This window comes from Clostridium sp. ATCC 25772, assembly GCF_001573875.1.
Classification (GTDB): domain Bacteria; phylum Bacillota; class Clostridia; order Clostridiales; family Clostridiaceae; genus Clostridium_J; species Clostridium_J senegalense.
Genome location: NZ_LFRG01000044.1, coordinates 11,275 through 30,858, shown reverse-complemented (window position 1 = coordinate 30,858; position 19,584 = coordinate 11,275). Strand labels below are relative to the sequence as shown.

Sequence of the window (19,584 nt, the reverse complement as noted above, 5' to 3'; positions counted from 1 at the left end):
AACAAGGATTTATCATAAATGTTTTTTATTTTATTCAGTTGTAAAATTATTCAAGTATTTTTGCACTATTATAGTATTTTAAAAAGAATGGGTTCAATACCCATTTTCTTTAACTCTTTTGGTTTTATATATACTTTTGAATTATTTCAGAACTTACTGCTTAGATAAGTTCGAAACCATAGTTATAACAAGTAACTTGAAGTATTTTTAATAATTCAGCTTCTAATTCATCTTTAAATATAAAGTGTCTATATTTAGGACAGAAAACTATATGATAGTTAATATTATAAATGCTATGACTTGTTTTCCTTATCTTCTCTTTCAAGTATATACCTCATTCCTTCTTCTATTAAATCATTAGCATTAACTCCTTTTGTTAAGGCTAATATTCTAATGTTTTTGTATAAATCTTCATCTATTGTTGTATTAATATTTTTTCTTGCCAATTTTTTCACCACCTATGTTATTATAAAATAATTATATCACATGGTTGACAATGTTTCAATGTTTTGTGATAATAGTAACATAGATAACATGGCTGGACTATTGTTCGTCAATCAACCTTAGAGGAATATAGAGAGGTTAAGAGAGCTAAAGCACTTAAAGATTTAATTTAAACTTTAATATTAAGCAAAAGGAGGTGAGGTAGATGAAATTAAGTTTTAAATTTAGACCAAATGTTAGTTCAAAGCAATTAGAAATAATAGAAGAGTTAAGTTATCATACAACAAAACTATATAATATTATCAATTATGCTTTAAGAGAAAATGGATTTAAAAATTATTATAATATAGAGTTAGAGTTTAAAAATAATTGGCATTGTGATTTTTTACATAGCCATACAAGACAACAAATGTTTAAGGTATTAGAACAAAATTGGAAAAGTTATTTTGCCAGTATTAAGGATTATGAAGTTAATCCATCTAAATATAAGGGAATTCCAAGACGTCCTAAGTTTAAAAATGTAGATAAAAATAAAAATGAAATTATTTTCACAAATATTGCTATAAGATTTCAAGATGGAATCTTAAAACTATCATTGTCAAAAGCTATACAAAGATTATTTGAGGTGGAAAGTCTTAATTTTGAGGTTTCTAATAAACTTCAAAGCCTTATTGATTGGAATAGCTTACAACAAGCAAGACTTACCTATGATAAAGTTCAGAAGTGTTGGTGTTTAATTGTAATTTACAATAAATTAGAAAAAGAAAATAATAATTCTAATATTATGGCAATAGATTTAGGTTTAGATAATCTCGCTACATTAACCTTCAAAGAAGGGAATGAAACTTATATTTTTTGTGGCAAAAAACTTAAATCAGTTAATGCTTATGCTAATAAAAAAATAGCATATTTACAATCTATTGAGATGCAAAAGTGTGGTTCTGATAAATTTAAAAATACTAAAGAAATTAATAGATTAAGAAGATATAGAAATAATTATATTGATGATTATTTACACAAAGTAAGTAAGAATATCATAGATAAAGCAATAGAGCATGAAGTTAAGAAAATAGTTATAGGTAAACTTAAAGGTATTAAGCAAGACATGAATTATAATAAGTCTTTTGTTCAAATACCAATACAAAGACTTGCTGAATTGATAAAGTATAAGGCAAAATTACAAGGTATTGAAGTTAAATTCAAAGAGGAAAGTTATACAAGTGGTTGCAGTGCTTTCGATTTAGAACCAATAAATAAAAAATACTATGATAAAACTCGTAGAGTGGTTAGAGGGTTATTTAAATCAAGTTTTGGATTAGTCAATAGTGATATAAATGGCTCATTAAATATATTAAGAAAAGAAGAAAAATGTATTCCCCAGTTAGTTAAAACTATGAGGGATAAGGGTAAGTGTTCTCGTCCGTTAAGAATAAGGGTTGCTTGTTAATTCAAGTCGAAAGTTAAATACCAAACTTCTTACAAAGAAGCCACATACCCTTGTGGGTGTGGTAGTTCACGATAACTGTTCATCATGAATTAGATGATCCAATTGAACTGTTGAAAGATGTAAAAAGAGTATTGAAAGATAAGGGTAAAATATTAATTTGTGATTGGAAAGAAGGATGTCATAAACATTTTGTGACAAAAGAAAGTATTATAGATGATTTGGAAAATGCAGATTTACATAATGTAAAAGAAGTAAATGCATCAGAAAAATTATTATGTTTAATTTGTGAAAAATAGAATATTAAAAACCTTAGACTGCTATATGATAATTTCAAAATTATTATATAGCAGTTTTTTTATGCAGATTAATGTAATTAAATAAATAAAATATAAAATTATTTTTAAAATACGTTATTGGCATTTGACAAAAACAAAAAGTAGTATTAATATAATAATTAGCAAATGCCAATAACTTGTTTTGAAGAATTATATTTTAGGAGGGTATGAAATGAAAATAGCAATTTCAGCAAATGGAAAAGAGAGTAATAGTTTAGTTGATGCTAGATTTGGAAGATGCGATTTATTTCAAATTCATGATGGTGAAAAAAAACAGTTTTATGTAGTAGATAATGAAGGAAAGTCTTCATCAGGTGGAGCGGGGATTGTTGCAGCACAGCAATTAATAAATGAAAACGTAGATTATATAATCACTGGAAATCTGGGACCAAATGCTTTTAAACTTACAGAAAAAGCAAAAATTAAAGCTTTTAAATCAGATGTTATATTCATAGAAGATGCATTGAAAATGTTAGAAAAAGATGAGCTAGAAGAGATTAGTTTTGCAGGTCCAGCACATGGTGGTATGGGTAATGGACATATGGGAGGAAGATAACTTTGAATATTGCAATTCTAAGTGGAAAAGGTGGAACAGGAAAAACTACTGTATCTACAAATTTGGCTTTAGCATTAAAAGCAAATTATATTGATTGTGATGTAGAAGAACCTAATGGATTTTTATTTTTAAAACCTTATATAGACGAAGAAAAAGAAGTTCTAGTAGATTATCCATTTATAGATGATAGTAAGTGTAATTCCTGTGGAAAATGTGTTAGGGTTTGTCAATTTAATTCTCTAGCTAAGGTTGGCGATGATATAATGCTTTTTCAAAAATTATGTCATAGTTGTGGAGCATGTAAAATTATTTGTGATAAAGATGCTATATCTTATAAGAAAAGAAGTATAGGAAACATTGAAAAAGGAATTTTTGAGGATATTAAATGTATAAGAGGAGTTTTAAATGTAAATGAACCTATGGCAGTACCGGTAATTAAGGAAGTATTTAATAATATAGAAACAAATTTTAATTTAATAGATTGTCCTCCTGGTACTTCTTGTAATGTTGTAACTTCTTTAAAATATGCAAATGCTGCAATTCTAGTTACAGAGCCAACGGAGTTTGGTCTTCATGACATGAAAATGGCATTAGAGGTTGTAAAACTTTTTAATATACCTTTTGGAATAATTATAAATAAAGATGATAAAAAAGATAATTTAATTAAAAGATATTGTAGGAAAAATGATATGGAAGTTATAGGAGCTTTGCCTTATAGCAGAGAAGTTGCTGAAATATATTCAATGGGGAATATATTATATAAAAATGCAAAATACAAGGAGGTATTTGATAATATAGCAATTAAGGCAAGGGAGGTTCTAAAATGGAATTAGTAGTTTTAAGTGGAAAAGGTGGAACGGGAAAAACTACCATAGCAACTGCGTTATCTCAATTAGCAAAGCAAGTAATAAAAGTTGATTGTGATGTTGATGCACCTAATTTGTCTTTGTTTTATAAAGGTAAAAATATTAAAAAAGAAGAGTTCATAAGTGGCAAGAAAGCTATAATAGATAAAAATAAATGTATAAAATGTGGAAAATGTGAAGAAGTATGTAGATTTGAAGCTATAAGAAATTTTTCCGTAAATGAATTTTTATGTGAAGGATGTACTACTTGTAGTCTTGTATGTCCACAAAATGCGATAACATTTGAAGATGAACATATTGCAGATACTTTTATTACAGATGTAGAACAAGGAATTATTTCTAGAGCTATTATGAAACCTGGAAGTGATGGGTCAGGAAAATTAATAACTCAATTAAGAAAAAATGCAAAACAATACAATAAAAATGATGATTTAATAATTATAGATGGGTCACCAGGGATTGGTTGTCCTGTAATATCTTCTATAACTGGTAGCAATGCAGTTCTAATTGTAACTGAGCCAACTAAATCAGGTGTTGAAGATATGATAAGAACAATTTCTCTATGTGAGCACTTTGGTGTACTTACAATGATATGTATAAATAAGTATGATATAAATTTAGAAGTTGCATGCAAAATTGAAGAAGTAGCAAAAGATAGGGGAATAAAAGTTGTTGGAAAAATACCTTATGATGATACAGTAATAAAATCTATAAATGAATTAAAACCAATAACTTACTACAAAGAAAGTTTAGCGAATAAATTCATAAAAGACATGTGGAGTAATATAAAGAAAATAATTTATTAATAATATATAAAAATTAGGAGGAATTAAAATGAAAATAGCAATATCAAGCGAAGGAAATTATGTTAGTGGACATTTTGGACACTGTGAAGGATTTAGTATTTATGAAGTAAAGGAAGGAAATATAAATAAAAGTTTCGTTGAAAATCCAGGACATAAACCAGGTTTTTTACCAGTTTTTTTAAATGATTTAGGAATAAATACTATAATTTCAGGAGGAATGGGAGAAAGAGCACAGGAACTTTTTGCAGAAAACTCTATAGAAGTAGTTGTAGGAGCAAGTGGAATTTGTGATGATTTAGTAAACGAATATATAAAAGGAAATTTAAAATCAACAGGAAGTGTTTGTAGAGAACATGAACATGAAGGAAATTGTGGAGAATAAAAATTAGTTTTTAATATTTATTCATGTGATTATCAGGAAGAAAGAATACAATGGTTTTGTGTATTTTAAAATTCTATAATATAGTAGTATAATGTATGAATATGAATTAAAAACTATTTAATCTATAGTGAATCATATTATAAATATTAAATACTAATAAATTGTAGGGAGGAATACAAATGGCAAGACCAACTAAGTGTAGAAGAGTAGAATTTTTTCCAGATAATAATTACTTTGTGCCTTTTGGAAAACCTAAATGCGAAGTTGAAGAAATAATTTTAAAAGTTGAAGAGTTAGAAGCTATGAGACTTAAAGATATAGAAAATTTAAATCAAGAACAATGTGCAAAAAGAATGGAAGTGTCTAGACAAACTTTTCAAAATATCATAGATAGTGCAAGAAATAAAGTTGCAAGGGCTTTGACAGAGGGAAAAGCTATAAAAATAAGTGGTGGAGATTATAGTACAAAATTATGTAAACTTAAATGCATGGATTGTGATAATTCCTATGAAGTAAATTTTAAACAAGATAAAACTTCTTGTCCCCATTGTGGATCTAAACAAGTGATGTGTAATAAAAAATTAGGTTTTTGCAATAAATGGTGTAAGTAGAATTTAGTTATTTCAGTGGAGGTAGTTGTTTTGGAAGAAAATATTATTTTAAAACCTATAGGAATTATTCATAGCAAATTTGAAGATATAAAAAGTATGCCTATTCAACCAACAGGTGATAATGCAGATAAAGGAAAAATAGAGATATTCCATGAGTATGCAGAAGGGTTAAAAGATTTAGAAGAGTTTTCACACATAATAGTTATATATCATTTTCATAAGGTGGAAAAAACTGAACTTACTGTAAAACCTTTTTTAGATGACAAGGTTCATGGCGTTTTTGCAACAAGGACACCAGTTAGACCTAATCATATTGGTTTGTCAGTAGTTGAAGTAGAGAAGATTTGTGATAAAAACATTTTTGTGAAAAATATTGATATATTAGATGGAACTCCAGTTATAGATGTAAAACCGTTGGTGCCAGGTTTTGATATTCCTAAATCAGATATTAAAATAGGATGGTTAACTGGTAATATTAAAAATGTGTCTACTAGGTTATCAGATAATAGGTTTGAATAAAATGAATCGTTACAGAATATTTAAAAGTATTTTGTAACGATTTATTTTTTATTGTATTAAAGTGTAATTTGAGTTAACCAATAGTTAATTGAAACTATATAATATAGTGTATTAAGTTTTGGGAGTTAAGTTAGTTATGTCAAAGGATATTTTAAAAAAGATAATGATAAGTTGTCCTAAAATAGATATAAATAATAAATCAAAATTTGTTTTTATAAGCGATTGTCATAGGGGCGATGGAACATGGAAAGATGATTTATTACCTAACTCAAACATATATATGGCAGCATTAAAATATTATTATAAAAAAGATTTTTCATATGTAGAAGTGGGAGATGGTGATGAGTTATGGAAAGTTTCGAAAATAGGAACTATATACGAAATTCACCCAGAAATTTTTAAAATTCTTTTAAAATTTAAAAATAAAGATAAACTTTATATGATTGTAGGAAATCACGATAAGATAAAAAAGAGTAAAAAATTTAAAAAAGAAATAGAATGCTATGAGAATGATGTAAATAAAAGAAATTTATATATGTTATTTAAAGATTTGCCAATTTATGATGGTATTATGTTAATAGACAACAATGTATGTAAAAACTTATTTGTTGTGCATGGACATCAAGTCGATTTCTTAAATTACCAATTAAGTTTTTTATCTAAGTTTTTAGTAAAGTATGTTTGGGGATTTATGGAGCAAGTTTTTGGATTTAAAAATCCCACTAGTCCAGCTAAAAGTAAATCTAGAAGGACAGTGATTGATAGAAAATTAGAGAGGTGGGCAAAAGAAAATAATCAGTCTGTACTTGCAGGCCATACACATAGGTCTATTTTAAATAATAATGGATGTAAATATTTTAATGATGGATGTTGTGTCCAACCATATTCAATGAGCTGTATAGAGTTAGAAAATGGTTTATTAACCCTTGTAAAATGGAAAATAACTTCTTTGGAAAATGGAGTTTTATGTGTAAAAAGAAGTATAATTAGTGAGCCTATAAATATAGATTGTATATAGATAAAAATACATTATTTGCAATAAAACGGATATTAGATTTTAAAATTTAATAAATTAATATATAATATATTAATGAGTATTATTATCAATGATATATAGTTAATAATATATTAGATGGGGGAAAATATGTTATTTAATTTAAATGAATTTTTAATGTCAGTGTCATTTGCATTAGATTTTGTTGAAATTGATGTTTTAGGGGTACCTTCTAATCATGGAAAAAGAGTAGCATATATAGCACTTAAAGTTGGACAACATTTAGGTTTAAGCTCTAAAGAATTACATGATATAGTTTCGTTAGCTATTTTACATGATAATGGGGTAAGTGAAAAAAATTTATATAATAATTTAATGTGTAAAGAAGAAATAAACTTAAATGAAGTAGAAGTAGCAAAGAAGCATTGTATAATCGGAGAAGAAAATATAATTAATTATCCTTTTTTGACTGATGTAAAAAATATAATTAAATATCACCATGAAAAGTATGATGGTTCAGGCTTTTTTAAATTAAAAGGTGATGAAATTCCAATAATGGCACAGATAATTCAATTTGCTAATGATATGGAAATGAATAATAATTTTAAAAGTGATAAAAAAGAAGATATAATATCCTTTATAAAGGAAAGGGAAAATATAAGTTTTTCACATAAAATATCAAGGGCATTTATAGAGATAGCAAGAGATGAAAAATTTTGGATAAATATAAATAATGAATCTATAAATAATATTATAAAAAAAGAAACACCAAGTTATAGCTTAGAGTTATCCTTTGATGAAATAAGAAATATAACTAAAGTCTTATCAAAAATCATAGACTGTAAATCAAGATATACTCAAAGACATTCTAGAGGATTATCTGAAAAAGTGGGAATTATGGCAGACTTCTACAATTATAGTCATGATGAAAAAGTTCAATTAATGATTGCAGCAGATCTTCATGATATAGGGAAATTAGCTGTTCCCAATAGTATTTTAGATAGTCCTAATAAACTTACAGAAGAAGAATTTAAGGTTGTGAAAAATCATGCATATTATACAAGAGTTGCATTACATGAAATTAAAGGCTTTGAAAAAATTACTGAATGGGCTGCTAATCATCATGAAAAGTTAAATGGAAAAGGCTATCCTTTTGGTTTCACAGAAGATAATTTAGATTTTAATTCAAGGCTAATGGCATGTTTAGATATATATCAGGCCATAACAGAAGAGAGACCTTATAGAAAATCACTTAGTCATAAAGAGGCTATGGGTATTTTAAATAAAATGAGTACTGAAGGATATATAGATAGTAAAATTACAAATGATATAAATGAGGTTTTTAGCTTATAAAAAGTTATATGGCTATAAACTCTAAATTTAAATTTTATTATTTAATAAATTGATAATTTTAATAGAGCAAGTTTATATTTAAAAATTGGGGAGTCTTTAAATAGTTATCCTTTATAAAAATTTTTAAATATTGACTTGTTATTTTTTTATTAATATTAGAGTATTAATCTTTAATTTGTTAAATACTAACACTAATATATAATTTGTATAAAGTATTTAAAGAAAGGAAGTATTATGTGGACATTAACAAATACACTTATGAGCAATTTAGGATATGTTATTTTAATTGCTTTTACAATTTCAAAAAGTAAAACCTTTAAAAAAGCTTTAGACAATAGTAAATATACCATTAAAGACATAGTTATATTATCAGCTATTTTTTCAGGCTTGGGGATTGTTGGTACTTATTTTGGAGTGGACTATTATGGTGCTATAGTTAATATAAGAAATGTTGGTATTATAGTAGCATCTATAGTTTGTGGACCGTTAGTTGGGGGAATAGCAGGGCTAGTTGCTAGTTTTCATAGAATTATTTCAGGGGTTGGTGCTACAACTGCAATTCCATGTGCTATAAGCACAATAGTAGCTGGTATTATGCCAGGGTATTTATATAAATTAGTTAACACAAATGGTAAATATGTGTTTGGTTGCTTTTGTGCTGTAGTAATTGAAAGTTTTAGTATGATTTTAATTAGAATAATGGTTTCAACAGGAAGTGAAATCATAAGCTCAATTTATATTCCAATGGTGGTTATAAATGGACTGGGCGTTGTATTGGTTATAGGTATAATTGATAATATATTTAAAGAAAAAGAAAAAGTAGCAGGAGAACAAGCTAAATTAGCACTTGAAATTGCTAATAAAACTCTTCCATATTTTAAAGATTTAAATGAAGCATCATTAGAAAAAGTTTGTGAAATTATAAGAGTGGGAGTAGGTGGAGAGGTCGCAATAATAACAGGAAAAGAACATATATTAGCTTATAGCGCTAAAAACAATAAATTAAATATAAAAAGCAAAGAAATAGTTGGAGAATATACTAAAAGAGCTATAAATACAGGAGAAACAGTGATTATATCTGATAAAGAAGAGGAGATAGGCTATAATTGTATTGATGGTATAGAAATAAAATCCGGTATCATAACTCCACTAAATTATGATAAAGAAGTAATAGGGGTTTTAAAAGTCTATTTTAATAAGGATAGTAAAGTAACAGAAGGGAAAAAATACTTGATTTTAGGTCTTAGTAATTTGATATCTACTCAAATACAGCTTGGAAATATAAAAAAACTTGAAGATATGGCTAAAAAAGCTGAAATAAAAGCACTACAAGCGCAAATAAATCCTCACTTTTTATTTAATGCATTGAATACTATAACATCTTTTATAAGAATAAATCCGAGTAAAGCTAGAGAATTAATAATAAACCTTTCAAATTATTTAAGATATAATATTGAGTTTAAGGAAAATTTAGTAGAACTAGATGAAGAAATGGAACATGTTAAGGCTTATGTTTATATTGAAAAATGCAGATTTGGAGATAAAATAGAAGTTCATTATGATATTGATGAAGAAGCTAAAAAAGCAAAAGTTCCAACTTTGATTATACAACCATTAGTTGAAAATGCTATAAAGCATGGGATTTTAGAAGATGTTTTTGGAAAAAATGTATGGATAGAAGTTAAGAAAGTACATAATGGCTTTAAAGTTATAATAGAAGATGACGGCTGTGGTATAGATAATAATATAGTAAATCAAATATATAATGATAAAGTGGATGAAAATAAAATCGGTCTATACAATGTTCATAGTAGAGTAAAACTTATATATGGGAAAGGACTTGAAATTGAAAGATTAAAAAAAGGAACAAGAATAAGTTTTATTATAAATTAAAGGTTAGGTGATATTATGAGATGTATAATAGCAGATGATGAGTTTCCATCAAGAGAAGAATTAAAATATTTTATAACTGAATTTAGTAATCTAGAGGTTGTTAAAGAATTTGAAAATGGATTAGATGTACTTAAATTTATGGAAAATGAACATATAGATGTTGCTTTTTTAGATATAAATATGCCAGGACTAAATGGAGTGGGCGTAGCAAAACTACTAAATAGAATAAATAATAAAATTAAAATAATATTTATAACAGCATATAAAGAATATGCAGTTGAAGCTTTTGAGATTCATGCTTTTGATTATCTTTTAAAACCTTATTCAGAGGAGAGAATTTTATCTTGCTTAAAACGATTAAAAAGTAGTAATGAAAAGACTGATATTAAAGACAGTGATAATATAAACACAGTTATAGAGAAAATAACAATTATAGATCAAGGAAAAATGTATTTGATAGATGCAGATGAAATTTATTATATAGAAGCTCATGGTAAAGTTGTAAAGGTATTTACTAAAAATGGGGAGTTTATATCTAAAAATAAGATTTCTGACATTATGGAAAAGTTAAATAAAGAAAAATTTTATAAATGTCATAGATCTTATATAGTTAATTTAGATAAGGTAAAAGAGGTCATTCCATGGTTTAATTGTACATATGTATTAAAATTAAAGGATATAGGCAAAGAGGTTCCTGTAAGTAGGCAAAATATAAAAAATTTTAGAAAGTTAATTAATATGTAAAGGTTTATGTCTATTCGTGTAGGAATATTGCATTTCATGCCAAAATTAAGCATCTCATTCCCATTATGTTTTGAATTGAGGGAAAATTGCATACAATAAAGGTGCAATAATAATAAATATTTTGGGGGAGATGATAAAATGATTTCGTTTTTAGCATCATTAATATTGTTAATAGTCGGATATTTTACTTATGGAAAATTTGTAGACAAGACATTTGGAATTGATAACAAAAATGCAACTCCTGCAGAAACTTTACAAGACGGAGTTGACTATGTGCCAATGAGTTGGCCAAAAATTTTCTTAATCCAATTTTTAAATATAGCAGGTTTAGGACCAATATTTGGAGCTATTTCAGGAGCATTATGGGGTCCAGCAGCATTTTTATGGATTGTTTTTGGTTGTATTTTTGCAGGTGCAGTTCATGATTATTTTACAGGCGTGCTTTCAATGAGAAATGGTGGAGCTTCAGTTTCAGAACTTGTAGGTAAGTATTTGGGAGAAGGTCCAAGAAAAATAATGATAGTATTTTCAGTTGTTTTATTAATTTTAGTAGGTGTGGTGTTTTTAACAGGACCAGCAGATTTATTGAAAACTTTAACTGGAATAGATAGAAGAATTTTAATAGGAATAATAATAATTTATTATATAGCAGCAACAGTACTTCCAGTAGACAAAATAATAGGAAAAATATATCCTTTATTTGGAGCAACATTGCTTATAATGGCAGTAGGTATTGGAGTTGGAATAGTAATTGGTGGTTATAACATACCAGAGGTTACATTAGCTAATTTCCATCCAAAAGGAACACCTATATTTCCTTACTTATTTATAACAATAGCATGTGGAGCTATATCAGGTTTCCATGCAACACAATCACCAATAATGGCTAGATGTGTAAAAAGAGAAAGCGAAGCTAGAAAAGTATTTTATGGTGCAATGATAGCTGAAGGTGTTATAGCACTTATATGGGCAGCGGCAGCAATGTCATTCTTTGGAGGAACTGAAGGATTACAAGATGCTATAGCAAACGGAGGACCAGCAGGAGTTGTAAATACAATATCTAACACTTTAATGGGTAAGGTTGGAGCAATATTAGCAATTTTAGGAGTTGTAGCTTGTCCTATATCTTCAGGCGATACAGCATTTAGAAGTGCTAGATTAACAATTGCAGATTCTATGGGAATGAAGCAAGATAAAATAGCTAATAGATTTAAAATAGCTATCCCATTGTTTGTAGTTGGAATAGGTCTTACTATGATAGACTTTACAGTAATATGGAGATACTTCTCTTGGGCGAACCAAACTCTTGCAATGATAATGTTATGGGCATCAGCGGCATATTTAGTTCAATCAGGAAAAAATTATTGGCTTTGTGCAATACCAGCGGTATTTATGTCTGCAGTAACTAGTGCATATATATTACAAGCACCAGAAGGGTTAAGATTAAATGCAATGGTATCAAACATAATAGGAGTAGTATTTGCATTAATCTTGTTCATAATTTTTATGAGATATACAAAGAAAAAAGACAAGGAAATTAAGGCTTAATTAAATGTAAAAATAAAATAAACTTATTATACAAAGAGTAAAAAGTGTTTCTTTAAATGATAAAATTGGTTTAAAGAAGCACTTTTTTTTATATTTATAAAAATTTATATTACATATAATCGTCAGTATATTACATTTGCAGAAATTTATATATTTAAATAACGAATATTTATATAAAGGTAATCTTGTATTTAGAATTTTTATTATTAAATAATGTAGTAATATAGGGTTCCAAGTTGATAGCTAAAATTATGTAAGGAATTTATTGTTAGAAAAAATGGTAAATATAACTTTAAACCGTCATTCAGTTAGTTATTTCGAGAAATTCTAATAATCTTTTTTAAAATTTTTGGGACTAAACGGCTGAATCGACGTCCTGTCTAGGCAGTCGCGAAACCCGTCCTTGGGTTTCGGTCCTAAAAATGTAAAAAAATCTTATAAGAATTTCTAAGTCACAACTAAAAATCATAACTAACTTAAAGTTCTATGTACCATTAAAAAATATCTTAGGTAAGCGAATGAATCAAAAATTCAGTTTGAAACCCTATAACAAAGAAAAAAGATATTTTAGTAGAATAGAGTGGATTGATTTTACTTACATGATTAGAACCTTAGAATTAAAGGGAAATGTAAACGTATATTTTATAATTAAAGTAGGAGGAGAAATATGTATAAGATTCTTCATATTGAGCAAAGTGAATTTTTTTGTAAAATAATTAAACAGAGTTTAATAGAAAAGGGATATAGTTATTTAGCCACAGATAATTTTTATGATGGATATAATATACTAAAGGACAATGATATAGATTTAATAATTACATCTTCAATTGGTAGAGAAGGGACTATTGAAGAATTTTTAAAAAGAGTAAATATAAGTGATAAAAATGAAGTTCCTATAATAGTAGTTAGTAGTAATAATGTAGATGAAGAAAAAAAAGAGCTATTTAATTTAGGAATTACAGATTATATTTTAAAAGATAATCTACAAGATGGTATAATAAATCGAATATCAGAAATATTAAAAGAGGATGATTATATGGCAAATTTAAAGTTATTAAATTTTGCTATAGTTGATGATAATTCTTTAGAGAAGATGATAGAAAAAGATATTTTAAATAAATATGGAATAAATAATGTTGAATATTTTAATTCTGGTAAAGAATTATTTGAAAGTGGAAAAAAATACGATTTATATTTGATAGATATAGTTTTGCAAAATGAATTTGGAAAAGACTTAATACAGAAAATAAGAACTAATAATAGAAAGGCTATAATAATAGCAGTAACTTCTTTAACAAACTCAAAAATTTTATCTAGTATTTTAAATTCTGGAGCTGATGATATAATAGGTAAGCCAATTGATGAAAATTTATTTATATCAAAATTAAAGACAAATATTAGAATTCATATTTTAAATGAAAAAATAAAAGAAGTTGTGAAAGAAATAAAAAATAGATAAAAATGCTTAAAATAAAATCAATATAAAAATTTATACAATATTAATAAGGAGAAAATCATGGAAAATATTTATTTTTGTTATTATAATTCACCAATTGGAATTTTAAAAATACATGCAGATAATGAAGCTATAACTGAAATTAAATTTGTTCATCAGATAGATGAAATAGAATTGAAAAGTAATAGGTTAAATCCTATAATAAATCAATGTGTTGCAGAGTTAAACGAATACTTTACTGGAAAGAGAAAAGACTTTGAAGTTAAAGTAGCTTTAAAGGGAACAGAATTTCAAAAAAGTGTTTGGGAAGAATTAAGAAATATTCCTTATGGAACCGTAAAAACTTATAAAGATATTGCTATAAGTATAAACAATGAAAAAGCTGTTAGAGCAGTTGGGAATGCTAATAATAAAAATAAAATACCGATAATAATACCTTGTCATAGAGTTATAGGAAAGAGTGGAAAATTAGTTGGATATGCTGGTGGATTAGATAAAAAAGAATGGTTGTTAAAACATGAAACAGAAAATGCATAATATATAAAGTATATGTAAAGAAATAGTTAATAAAGTTAAATAAGTAAACAAATTTTTAACTTTAATAGTATAATAATACAAATAAATAAAATAAAGTAAAAAAGGGGATGTAGTAAGTGCTAACTTTTATTACAATTCTAGGTGTGATTTTATTTGTATTTTTAGTTTATCTATTAATAAAAGACTGCTTAGTAAAGTTTAAATTAAGTGAAAATGGTTTTAAAAATGCATTATATGTAATAATAATTCTCTTTGGAATCTTTTTTAGTTTTTCCATGTATTTGAATTCAAATGAAGTAAATGAGCTAAAAGTTTATTATGAAGCATCGGTTTTAAATAAAAGTTTAGATGAGAAGGAGCTTGATGAAGTACAAAAACGAATAATACAGTGTACTAAAAATAGCAAAAAGTATTCTCTATATGCTTTAATTGATTTAGGAATAGTTTTAGTTGTAAGAAGTAACATAAAAAAAGAAAGAGCAAAATTACTTGAAGAACCTAAGAAAAGATGGAGTGATATTGAAAAAGAACAAGATTTAGATAAAGAGTAATAAATTTTATGTTATAGGAGAAGAATAAGTAATAAATAAAATAACTCCAAGGAGAATTAAGGTTATGACTAATAAAATAAATAATAAAACAAACAAAAACATAGAGGCAATAGGTAATTATACTAAAAATGCTGTTGAAAGATTTGAGGAAAATATAGTAAATCAAACTGATTATTTAGAAAAAGTTAAGGAAAGCACCTCGAAAAACAAAGAAATAGAAGGTTAAGAAATTAACCTTCTATTTTTTATCTTTAATTACCAAAAGATTTTTTAGCTTCATCTAATGCTTTTCTGGTATTAGTTTCAGCTTCATCTAAAGCAGCTTTTGTGTCTTTTTCTTCTAATAAAATTTGTTGTAGTGCTTTATTCATATTTTCATGTATAGAATAACCATTTAGTACTTTAGGGTCACAGTAGCCATAATCAAACTCTTCAACAGCTACACCTTTAGCTGGATTTTCTTTTTCTACATAATTTTTAAAATCATTTGATTCTAAAACAGATTTTCTAAGTGGTAAGTATCCAGATTTTGTACCCCATGTTAATTGATTTTCTTCTTCCATGAAGAATTTAATAAATTCAAATGCTGCAAGTTTTTCCTCAGGTGATGGAGTGTTAAAAATTGTAACATCTGTACCTGCAAAAAGAGCGGCCTTTTGTTTGTTTTCAGGCAATACTGCAGTTTTAAAGTTTATATTATTTCCACTACAAGTTTTTATTATATCAGGTAATGCAGAAATTGATGATATACCCATAGCAGCTTCCCCTCTACCAAAAGGTCCAGTCATATATTTTTCTTCAGTACATACTTTAGCAGAGCCATCTTTAACCATTCCAGCTAAGAAATCGAAAGCTTCGGCAGTTTCCTGAGAGTTAAATAATATTTTATCATTTTCCTCATCTATAAGGTGTCCGCCAGCTTGCTCTACCCAAAAACTAGAGTCTATACCTACAGAAGAATTTAATGCGAGCCCAACAGTATCAGTAGTACCATCATTATCTTTATCAACTGTTAATGTTTTAGCTGCATCCTTAAGTTCATTCCAATTAGTTGGAACCTTAACATTTTTTTCTTTAAGTAAATCTTCATTATAGAATAAAAGATAGGTAGATTTATTAAAAGGTAATGAGTAATGCTTTTCATTCCACATACCATTGTCTCTTAAAAATTCAGGAATATCATTCCAACTATCTTTAGAAAATCCTATTTTCTCATTTTCTATATATGGATTTAAATCTTCAACTAAATCATTCATAACATAAGCTGTTAATCTATTTGGATATATCATAGATAGAGCAGGTAGTTGGTTAGATTTTGATGCCCCTTCAAGTTTAGAAAATAGTTCTTTGTAGTGACCTTGGTAAACTAAATTTACTGTTATTTTACCATCATTTTTTTTGTTGAATTTTTCTGTAATTTCTTGTAATACTTTTTCGTTTTCTCCATTCATTGCATGCCAAAATTCAATACTAACTGGATCTTTAATTTCAGTTGCAATTTTAGATTCTGTTTCCTTAACATTTGTTGAAGTTTCAGCAGAATTACCACATCCAATTAAACCTAAAGTTAATATGCATGATGTAACAAGTGCTGTTAGTTTTTTGAATTTCATAAGTCTGTCCCCTTTATATAGTTTATATTTAATATTATTAAATTAATTATTTTTATAGGGTTTCAAATTTTAACTTATACTTTTATCATGTGATAATTTTTATGTATAAGTCAAAATTTTAACCCTTTATACCAGATTTAGTTATGCCTGAAATAACATATTTTTGAAGAACAAAATATATTATTAATATAGGAACTATGACGATAGTGGTAGCGGCCATGAGTAGATGATAATTACCTCCTGCTTCGGAAGTAAAATTCATTATACCTACTGGTAACGTTCTCATTGTTGGTATATTAGTGACAATGAGAGGCCATAAAAATTCATTCCAACTATTAACTATTTTTAAAAGTGCAATAGTTAGTAGTGCAGGTTTTGATATAGGTACCATTATTGTCCAAAGATACTTAAAATCACTGCATCCATCTAATTTAGCTGCATAGTAAAGTGAATTTGGAATTGTTAAGAAAAATTGTCTTAACAAAAATACTGAAAAAACACTTATTATCCAAGGTACAGTAAGACCTTTAAAAGTATTTATCCAACCAAGCTTTACTATTGTAATGTAATTAGGAATTAACATAAGCTCACCAGGAATCATCATTGTTCCTATCATAATTGAAAAAATAATATCTCGACCCCAAAAATCTATCTTAGAAAACCCAAATGAAGCCAATATAGTTGTAATTAAAGTTCCAATGGTAACAATGAAAGTAATAATTAAAGTATTAATAAAGTAAGTAACAATTGGAATTTGCGTTGCTACTTCTTTATAGTTAGAAAACTTCGGATTTTTAGGTATAATTTCCGGTGGCATTATAAAGACTTCATTAAGAGATTTTAATGAGGTGCTTAACATCCATACAAAAGGTAATAAGGTTATAACACAGCCTAAAGCTAATATTAAATAAGTAAAAAGTTTTGAAAATCTAAATTTATTCATTTTATCACCTCTAATCATAGTTAACTTTTTTTCTGCCAATTTTAAATTGTATTGTGTTTAAAGTAACTATTATTAAAAATAGTACTAATGCAGCAGCTGATGCTATGCCATACTGATAATGATTATAAAATTTATTGTATATATAATAAACCATTGTTAAGCAACTATTTAATGGACCTGGTTGTTTATCAAAAAGAGCAAAAACTTCTCCAAAAACTTTGAAAGAATTTATACAAGTTATTATACACACAAAAAATAGGGTAGGTGATAAAAGTGGAATTGTAATATTTTTAACTCGTTGAAAAAAATTAGCACCATCGATTCTACCAACTATATTATATTTTTCATCAATGCTTTGAAGTCCTGATAAAAATATTATTATATTATAGCCTAAACTCCTCCACACACTAACAATTATTAAACTAATCATGGATTTACTAGGATCTGAAAGCCAGTGAATAGGATCTATATTAAACATAGAAAGTAAATAATTTAATAGACCATGATCACCATGAAAAATCCATCTCCACACCATAGAAATAGCTATACTAGATGTAACAAAGGGTAGGAAGTATATACTTCTAAAAAAGTTTTTTAATTTTATATTTGAATTTAAAAGTATGGCTATAGATAAAGATAATATTATTGAAATTGGCATTACTAAACTAGCATATATAAAGGTATTTTTTATTGCTAGAAAAAAATCTTCATCATTTAATAAATATATGTAGTTATCTATACCTCTTTCAAAAACTAAATTTTTTTGATAGTTATATTTGCTATAAAAACTCATATCAAAAGTTTTTAATATAGGATAGATATTAAAAACAATTAGTACTATTAATACTGGAGAGATATATAGTAGTCCTTTAAAAAAACTTTTAAAACTTTTATTATTGTTCAAAATTTATAGTCTCCTCAGTGGAAGGATTGAAAAACAATATTTTATTTGGCTTAACTCCAATTAAAAGAGTTGCTAAATTTTTGTTAATAGAATCATAAGGAACTACTACTTTAACTATAAAATTATTAATATTAATTTTTAATATAGAATCTTTTCCAATATTTTCAGTATCTACAATTTTTCCGTTGAAAACTCCATTTGAATCATTTATTAAAAAATCTTCAGGACGTATTCCAACTTTGCAATTAGTTATATTATTAGAAATTTTACTTAAATCTATAAAGTTACTTAATTTTAAATTAGTACCTAAGATATTAAAAATATTATTTTGTTTATCTATATGGCAATCTAAAATATTAATAGGAGGATTTCCAATAAATTTTGCTACAAATAAATTTTTAGGATTTGAATACAATTTATTAGATAAATCATATTGTTGAAGAATGCCATCTTTTAAAATAACTATTCTATCAGATATACTTAATGCTTCCTCTTGGTCATGAGTTACAAAGATTGTAGTTATTTTTAAATCCTTTTGAAGTCTTCGTATTTCCTCCCTCATTTCAACACGTAGTCTAGCATCTAAATTAGATAAAGGTTCATCTAAGAGTAAAATTTGAGGTTTTTTTACTAGTGCTCTTGCAATAGCAACTCTTTGTTGTTGTCCACCAGAGAGTTGTGATGGTTTTCTTTTAAGCAACTCTTCAATTTTAACTAATTTAGCCATATTTATTACAGTGTTTTTTATATCTTTTTTGTTTTGTTTTTTTAACTTTAGTGGAAAGGCTATGTTATCAAAAATATTCATATGTGGATAAAGAGAATAATTTTGAAAAACCATTCCTATGTTACGTTTTTCTGGTACTAAATCATTTATTATATTATCATTAAAATAAATTGAACCATTGCAAGGTTTATGTATACCTGAAATTGTAAAAATAGTTGTACTTTTACCGCATCCACTTGGCCCAAGAAAACTTATAAGTTCACCAGATTTAACATGTAAATTAAGGTTATTAACTGCTGTAAAATCCTTGAATTTTACAGAAAGATTTTCTATTTTTAAATCCATATAAACACCT

The 19,584-nt window shown here is 26.6% G+C and carries 22 protein-coding genes and 1 pseudogene; 17 read left to right on the top strand and 6 right to left on the bottom strand.

What is annotated here, in order from left to right; translation table 11 throughout:
- Nucleotides 1–163: 163 nt before the first annotated feature.
- Both AZI32_RS18075 and AZI32_RS18760 read right to left on the bottom strand, forming a co-directional pair.
- Nucleotides 164–325: pseudogene (locus AZI32_RS18075) on the bottom strand (transposase); the annotation flags it as partial.
- Nucleotides 294–446, bottom strand: coding sequence for a hypothetical protein (locus tag AZI32_RS18760; protein WP_164474746.1), 153 nt, complete (start codon nt 444–446; stop codon nt 294–296). The pseudogene AZI32_RS18075 and the gene AZI32_RS18760, both read right to left, overlap by 32 nt.
- A 203-nt stretch (nt 447–649) precedes the next feature.
- Between AZI32_RS18760 and AZI32_RS13915 the strand changes: the two genes are divergently transcribed.
- The 17 genes from AZI32_RS13915 to AZI32_RS18755 all read left to right on the top strand — a co-directional run bounded on the left by AZI32_RS13915 (nt 650) and on the right by AZI32_RS18755 (nt 15,268).
- Nucleotides 650–1,891 (top strand): RNA-guided endonuclease TnpB family protein, encoded by a 1,242-nt coding sequence (locus AZI32_RS13915; RefSeq protein WP_061996407.1) that lies wholly within the window; start codon nt 650–652, stop codon nt 1,889–1,891.
- Between the two features lie 110 nt (nt 1,892–2,001).
- A complete protein-coding gene (locus AZI32_RS13910; protein ID WP_061996406.1) occupies nt 2,002–2,187 on the top strand; it encodes a hypothetical protein in 186 nt (61 codons plus the stop codon).
- Nucleotides 2,188–2,398: 211 nt separating this feature from the next.
- Entirely contained in the window at nt 2,399–2,782 is a 384-nt protein-coding gene (locus AZI32_RS13905) for a NifB/NifX family molybdenum-iron cluster-binding protein (protein ID WP_061996405.1), read from the top strand.
- 2 nt (nt 2,783–2,784) lie between these two features.
- Nucleotides 2,785–3,615, top strand: coding sequence for an ATP-binding protein (locus tag AZI32_RS13900; protein ID WP_061996404.1), 831 nt, complete (start codon nt 2,785–2,787; stop codon nt 3,613–3,615).
- Nucleotides 3,606–4,454 (top strand): ATP-binding protein, encoded by an 849-nt coding sequence (locus AZI32_RS13895; protein WP_061996403.1) that lies wholly within the window; start codon nt 3,606–3,608, stop codon nt 4,452–4,454. The genes AZI32_RS13900 and AZI32_RS13895 overlap by 10 nt, the downstream gene beginning before the upstream one ends.
- A 28-nt stretch (nt 4,455–4,482) precedes the next feature.
- Nucleotides 4,483–4,836 carry a NifB/NifX family molybdenum-iron cluster-binding protein gene (locus tag AZI32_RS13890; protein ID WP_061996402.1) on the top strand — a complete coding sequence of 118 codons (354 nt, stop codon included), beginning with the start codon at nt 4,483–4,485 and terminating at the stop codon, nt 4,834–4,836.
- A 179-nt stretch (nt 4,837–5,015) separates the two neighbouring features.
- Nucleotides 5,016–5,447: a DUF134 domain-containing protein gene (locus tag AZI32_RS13885; RefSeq protein ID WP_010294954.1), complete on the top strand. Its 432-nt coding sequence runs from the start codon at nt 5,016–5,018 to the stop codon at nt 5,445–5,447.
- Nucleotides 5,448–5,477: 30 nt separating this feature from the next.
- Nucleotides 5,478–5,966 carry a tRNA (N6-threonylcarbamoyladenosine(37)-N6)-methyltransferase TrmO gene (gene tsaA, locus AZI32_RS13880; RefSeq protein WP_061996401.1) on the top strand — a complete coding sequence of 163 codons (489 nt, stop codon included), beginning with the start codon at nt 5,478–5,480 and terminating at the stop codon, nt 5,964–5,966.
- Nucleotides 5,967–6,102: 136 nt separating this feature from the next.
- Nucleotides 6,103–6,984 carry a metallophosphoesterase gene (locus tag AZI32_RS13875; RefSeq protein ID WP_061996400.1) on the top strand — a complete coding sequence of 294 codons (882 nt, stop codon included), beginning with the start codon at nt 6,103–6,105 and terminating at the stop codon, nt 6,982–6,984.
- Between the two features lie 126 nt (nt 6,985–7,110).
- Nucleotides 7,111–8,313, top strand: coding sequence for an HD domain-containing phosphohydrolase (locus AZI32_RS13870; protein ID WP_061996399.1), 1,203 nt, complete (start codon nt 7,111–7,113; stop codon nt 8,311–8,313).
- 234 nt (nt 8,314–8,547) lie between these two features.
- Entirely contained in the window at nt 8,548–10,206 is a 1,659-nt protein-coding gene (locus tag AZI32_RS13865) for a LytS/YhcK type 5TM receptor domain-containing protein (protein WP_061996398.1), read from the top strand.
- Between the two features lie 15 nt (nt 10,207–10,221).
- Complete coding sequence (locus tag AZI32_RS13860) at nt 10,222–10,950, top strand: LytTR family DNA-binding domain-containing protein (RefSeq protein ID WP_061996397.1); 729 nt, start codon at nt 10,222–10,224, stop codon at nt 10,948–10,950.
- A 138-nt stretch (nt 10,951–11,088) separates the two neighbouring features.
- Nucleotides 11,089–12,498 (top strand): carbon starvation protein A, encoded by a 1,410-nt coding sequence (locus AZI32_RS13855; protein ID WP_061996396.1) that lies wholly within the window; start codon nt 11,089–11,091, stop codon nt 12,496–12,498.
- 667 nt (nt 12,499–13,165) lie between these two features.
- Nucleotides 13,166–13,957 carry a response regulator gene (locus AZI32_RS13850; protein WP_061996395.1) on the top strand — a complete coding sequence of 264 codons (792 nt, stop codon included), beginning with the start codon at nt 13,166–13,168 and terminating at the stop codon, nt 13,955–13,957.
- A 57-nt stretch (nt 13,958–14,014) separates the two neighbouring features.
- Complete coding sequence (locus AZI32_RS13845) at nt 14,015–14,491, top strand: methylated-DNA--[protein]-cysteine S-methyltransferase (protein WP_206406643.1); 477 nt, start codon at nt 14,015–14,017, stop codon at nt 14,489–14,491.
- A gap of 116 nt (nt 14,492–14,607) precedes the next feature.
- Nucleotides 14,608–15,042, top strand: a complete 435-nt coding sequence (locus AZI32_RS13840) for a hypothetical protein (protein WP_061996394.1) — start codon at nt 14,608–14,610, stop codon at nt 15,040–15,042.
- Between the two features lie 64 nt (nt 15,043–15,106).
- A complete protein-coding gene (locus tag AZI32_RS18755; RefSeq protein ID WP_164474745.1) occupies nt 15,107–15,268 on the top strand; it encodes a hypothetical protein in 162 nt (53 codons plus the stop codon).
- A 25-nt stretch (nt 15,269–15,293) separates the two neighbouring features.
- Here the strand turns inward: AZI32_RS18755 and AZI32_RS13835 are convergent, their stop codons facing one another.
- The 4 genes from AZI32_RS13835 to AZI32_RS13820 form a co-directional block, all read right to left on the bottom strand.
- Nucleotides 15,294–16,655 carry an ABC transporter substrate-binding protein gene (locus AZI32_RS13835; RefSeq protein ID WP_061996393.1) on the bottom strand — a complete coding sequence of 454 codons (1,362 nt, stop codon included), beginning with the start codon at nt 16,653–16,655 and terminating at the stop codon, nt 15,294–15,296.
- A gap of 118 nt (nt 16,656–16,773) precedes the next feature.
- Entirely contained in the window at nt 16,774–17,598 is an 825-nt protein-coding gene (locus AZI32_RS13830; RefSeq protein WP_061996392.1) for a carbohydrate ABC transporter permease, read from the bottom strand.
- Nucleotides 17,599–17,608: 10 nt separating this feature from the next.
- Nucleotides 17,609–18,502, bottom strand: a complete 894-nt coding sequence (locus AZI32_RS13825) for a sugar ABC transporter permease (RefSeq protein ID WP_061996391.1) — start codon at nt 18,500–18,502, stop codon at nt 17,609–17,611.
- Nucleotides 18,492–19,574 (bottom strand): ABC transporter ATP-binding protein, encoded by a 1,083-nt coding sequence (locus AZI32_RS13820; RefSeq protein WP_061996390.1) that lies wholly within the window; start codon nt 19,572–19,574, stop codon nt 18,492–18,494. Before AZI32_RS13820 ends, AZI32_RS13825 begins: the two co-directional genes overlap by 11 nt.
- Nucleotides 19,575–19,584 lie beyond the last annotated feature (10 nt).

Excerpts from the sequence above, each read along its gene's own strand:
- AZI32_RS13915 (WP_061996407.1), top strand. The coding sequence starts at position 650 with ATGAAATTAAGTTTTAAATTTAGACCAAATGTTAGTTCAAAGCAATTA.
- AZI32_RS13905 (WP_061996405.1), top strand. The coding sequence starts at position 2,399 with ATGAAAATAGCAATTTCAGCAAATGGAAAAGAGAGTAATAGTTTAGTT.
- AZI32_RS13895 (WP_061996403.1), top strand. The coding sequence starts at position 3,606 with ATGGAATTAGTAGTTTTAAGTGGAAAAGGTGGAACGGGAAAAACTACC.
- AZI32_RS13890 (WP_061996402.1), top strand. The coding sequence starts at position 4,483 with ATGAAAATAGCAATATCAAGCGAAGGAAATTATGTTAGTGGACATTTT.
- AZI32_RS13885 (WP_010294954.1), top strand. The coding sequence starts at position 5,016 with ATGGCAAGACCAACTAAGTGTAGAAGAGTAGAATTTTTTCCAGATAAT.
- AZI32_RS13875 (WP_061996400.1), top strand. The coding sequence starts at position 6,103 with ATGTCAAAGGATATTTTAAAAAAGATAATGATAAGTTGTCCTAAAATA.
- AZI32_RS13870 (WP_061996399.1), top strand. The coding sequence starts at position 7,111 with ATGTTATTTAATTTAAATGAATTTTTAATGTCAGTGTCATTTGCATTA.
- AZI32_RS13865 (WP_061996398.1), top strand. The coding sequence starts at position 8,548 with ATGTGGACATTAACAAATACACTTATGAGCAATTTAGGATATGTTATT.
- AZI32_RS13860 (WP_061996397.1), top strand. The coding sequence starts at position 10,222 with ATGAGATGTATAATAGCAGATGATGAGTTTCCATCAAGAGAAGAATTA.
- AZI32_RS13855 (WP_061996396.1), top strand. The coding sequence starts at position 11,089 with ATGATTTCGTTTTTAGCATCATTAATATTGTTAATAGTCGGATATTTT.
- AZI32_RS13850 (WP_061996395.1), top strand. The coding sequence starts at position 13,166 with ATGTATAAGATTCTTCATATTGAGCAAAGTGAATTTTTTTGTAAAATA.
- AZI32_RS13845 (WP_206406643.1), top strand. The coding sequence starts at position 14,015 with ATGGAAAATATTTATTTTTGTTATTATAATTCACCAATTGGAATTTTA.
- AZI32_RS18755 (WP_164474745.1), top strand. The coding sequence starts at position 15,107 with ATGACTAATAAAATAAATAATAAAACAAACAAAAACATAGAGGCAATA.
- AZI32_RS13835 (WP_061996393.1), bottom strand. The coding sequence starts at position 16,655 with ATGAAATTCAAAAAACTAACAGCACTTGTTACATCATGCATATTAACT.
- AZI32_RS13830 (WP_061996392.1), bottom strand. The coding sequence starts at position 17,598 with ATGAATAAATTTAGATTTTCAAAACTTTTTACTTATTTAATATTAGCT.
- AZI32_RS13820 (WP_061996390.1), bottom strand. The coding sequence starts at position 19,574 with ATGGATTTAAAAATAGAAAATCTTTCTGTAAAATTCAAGGATTTTACA.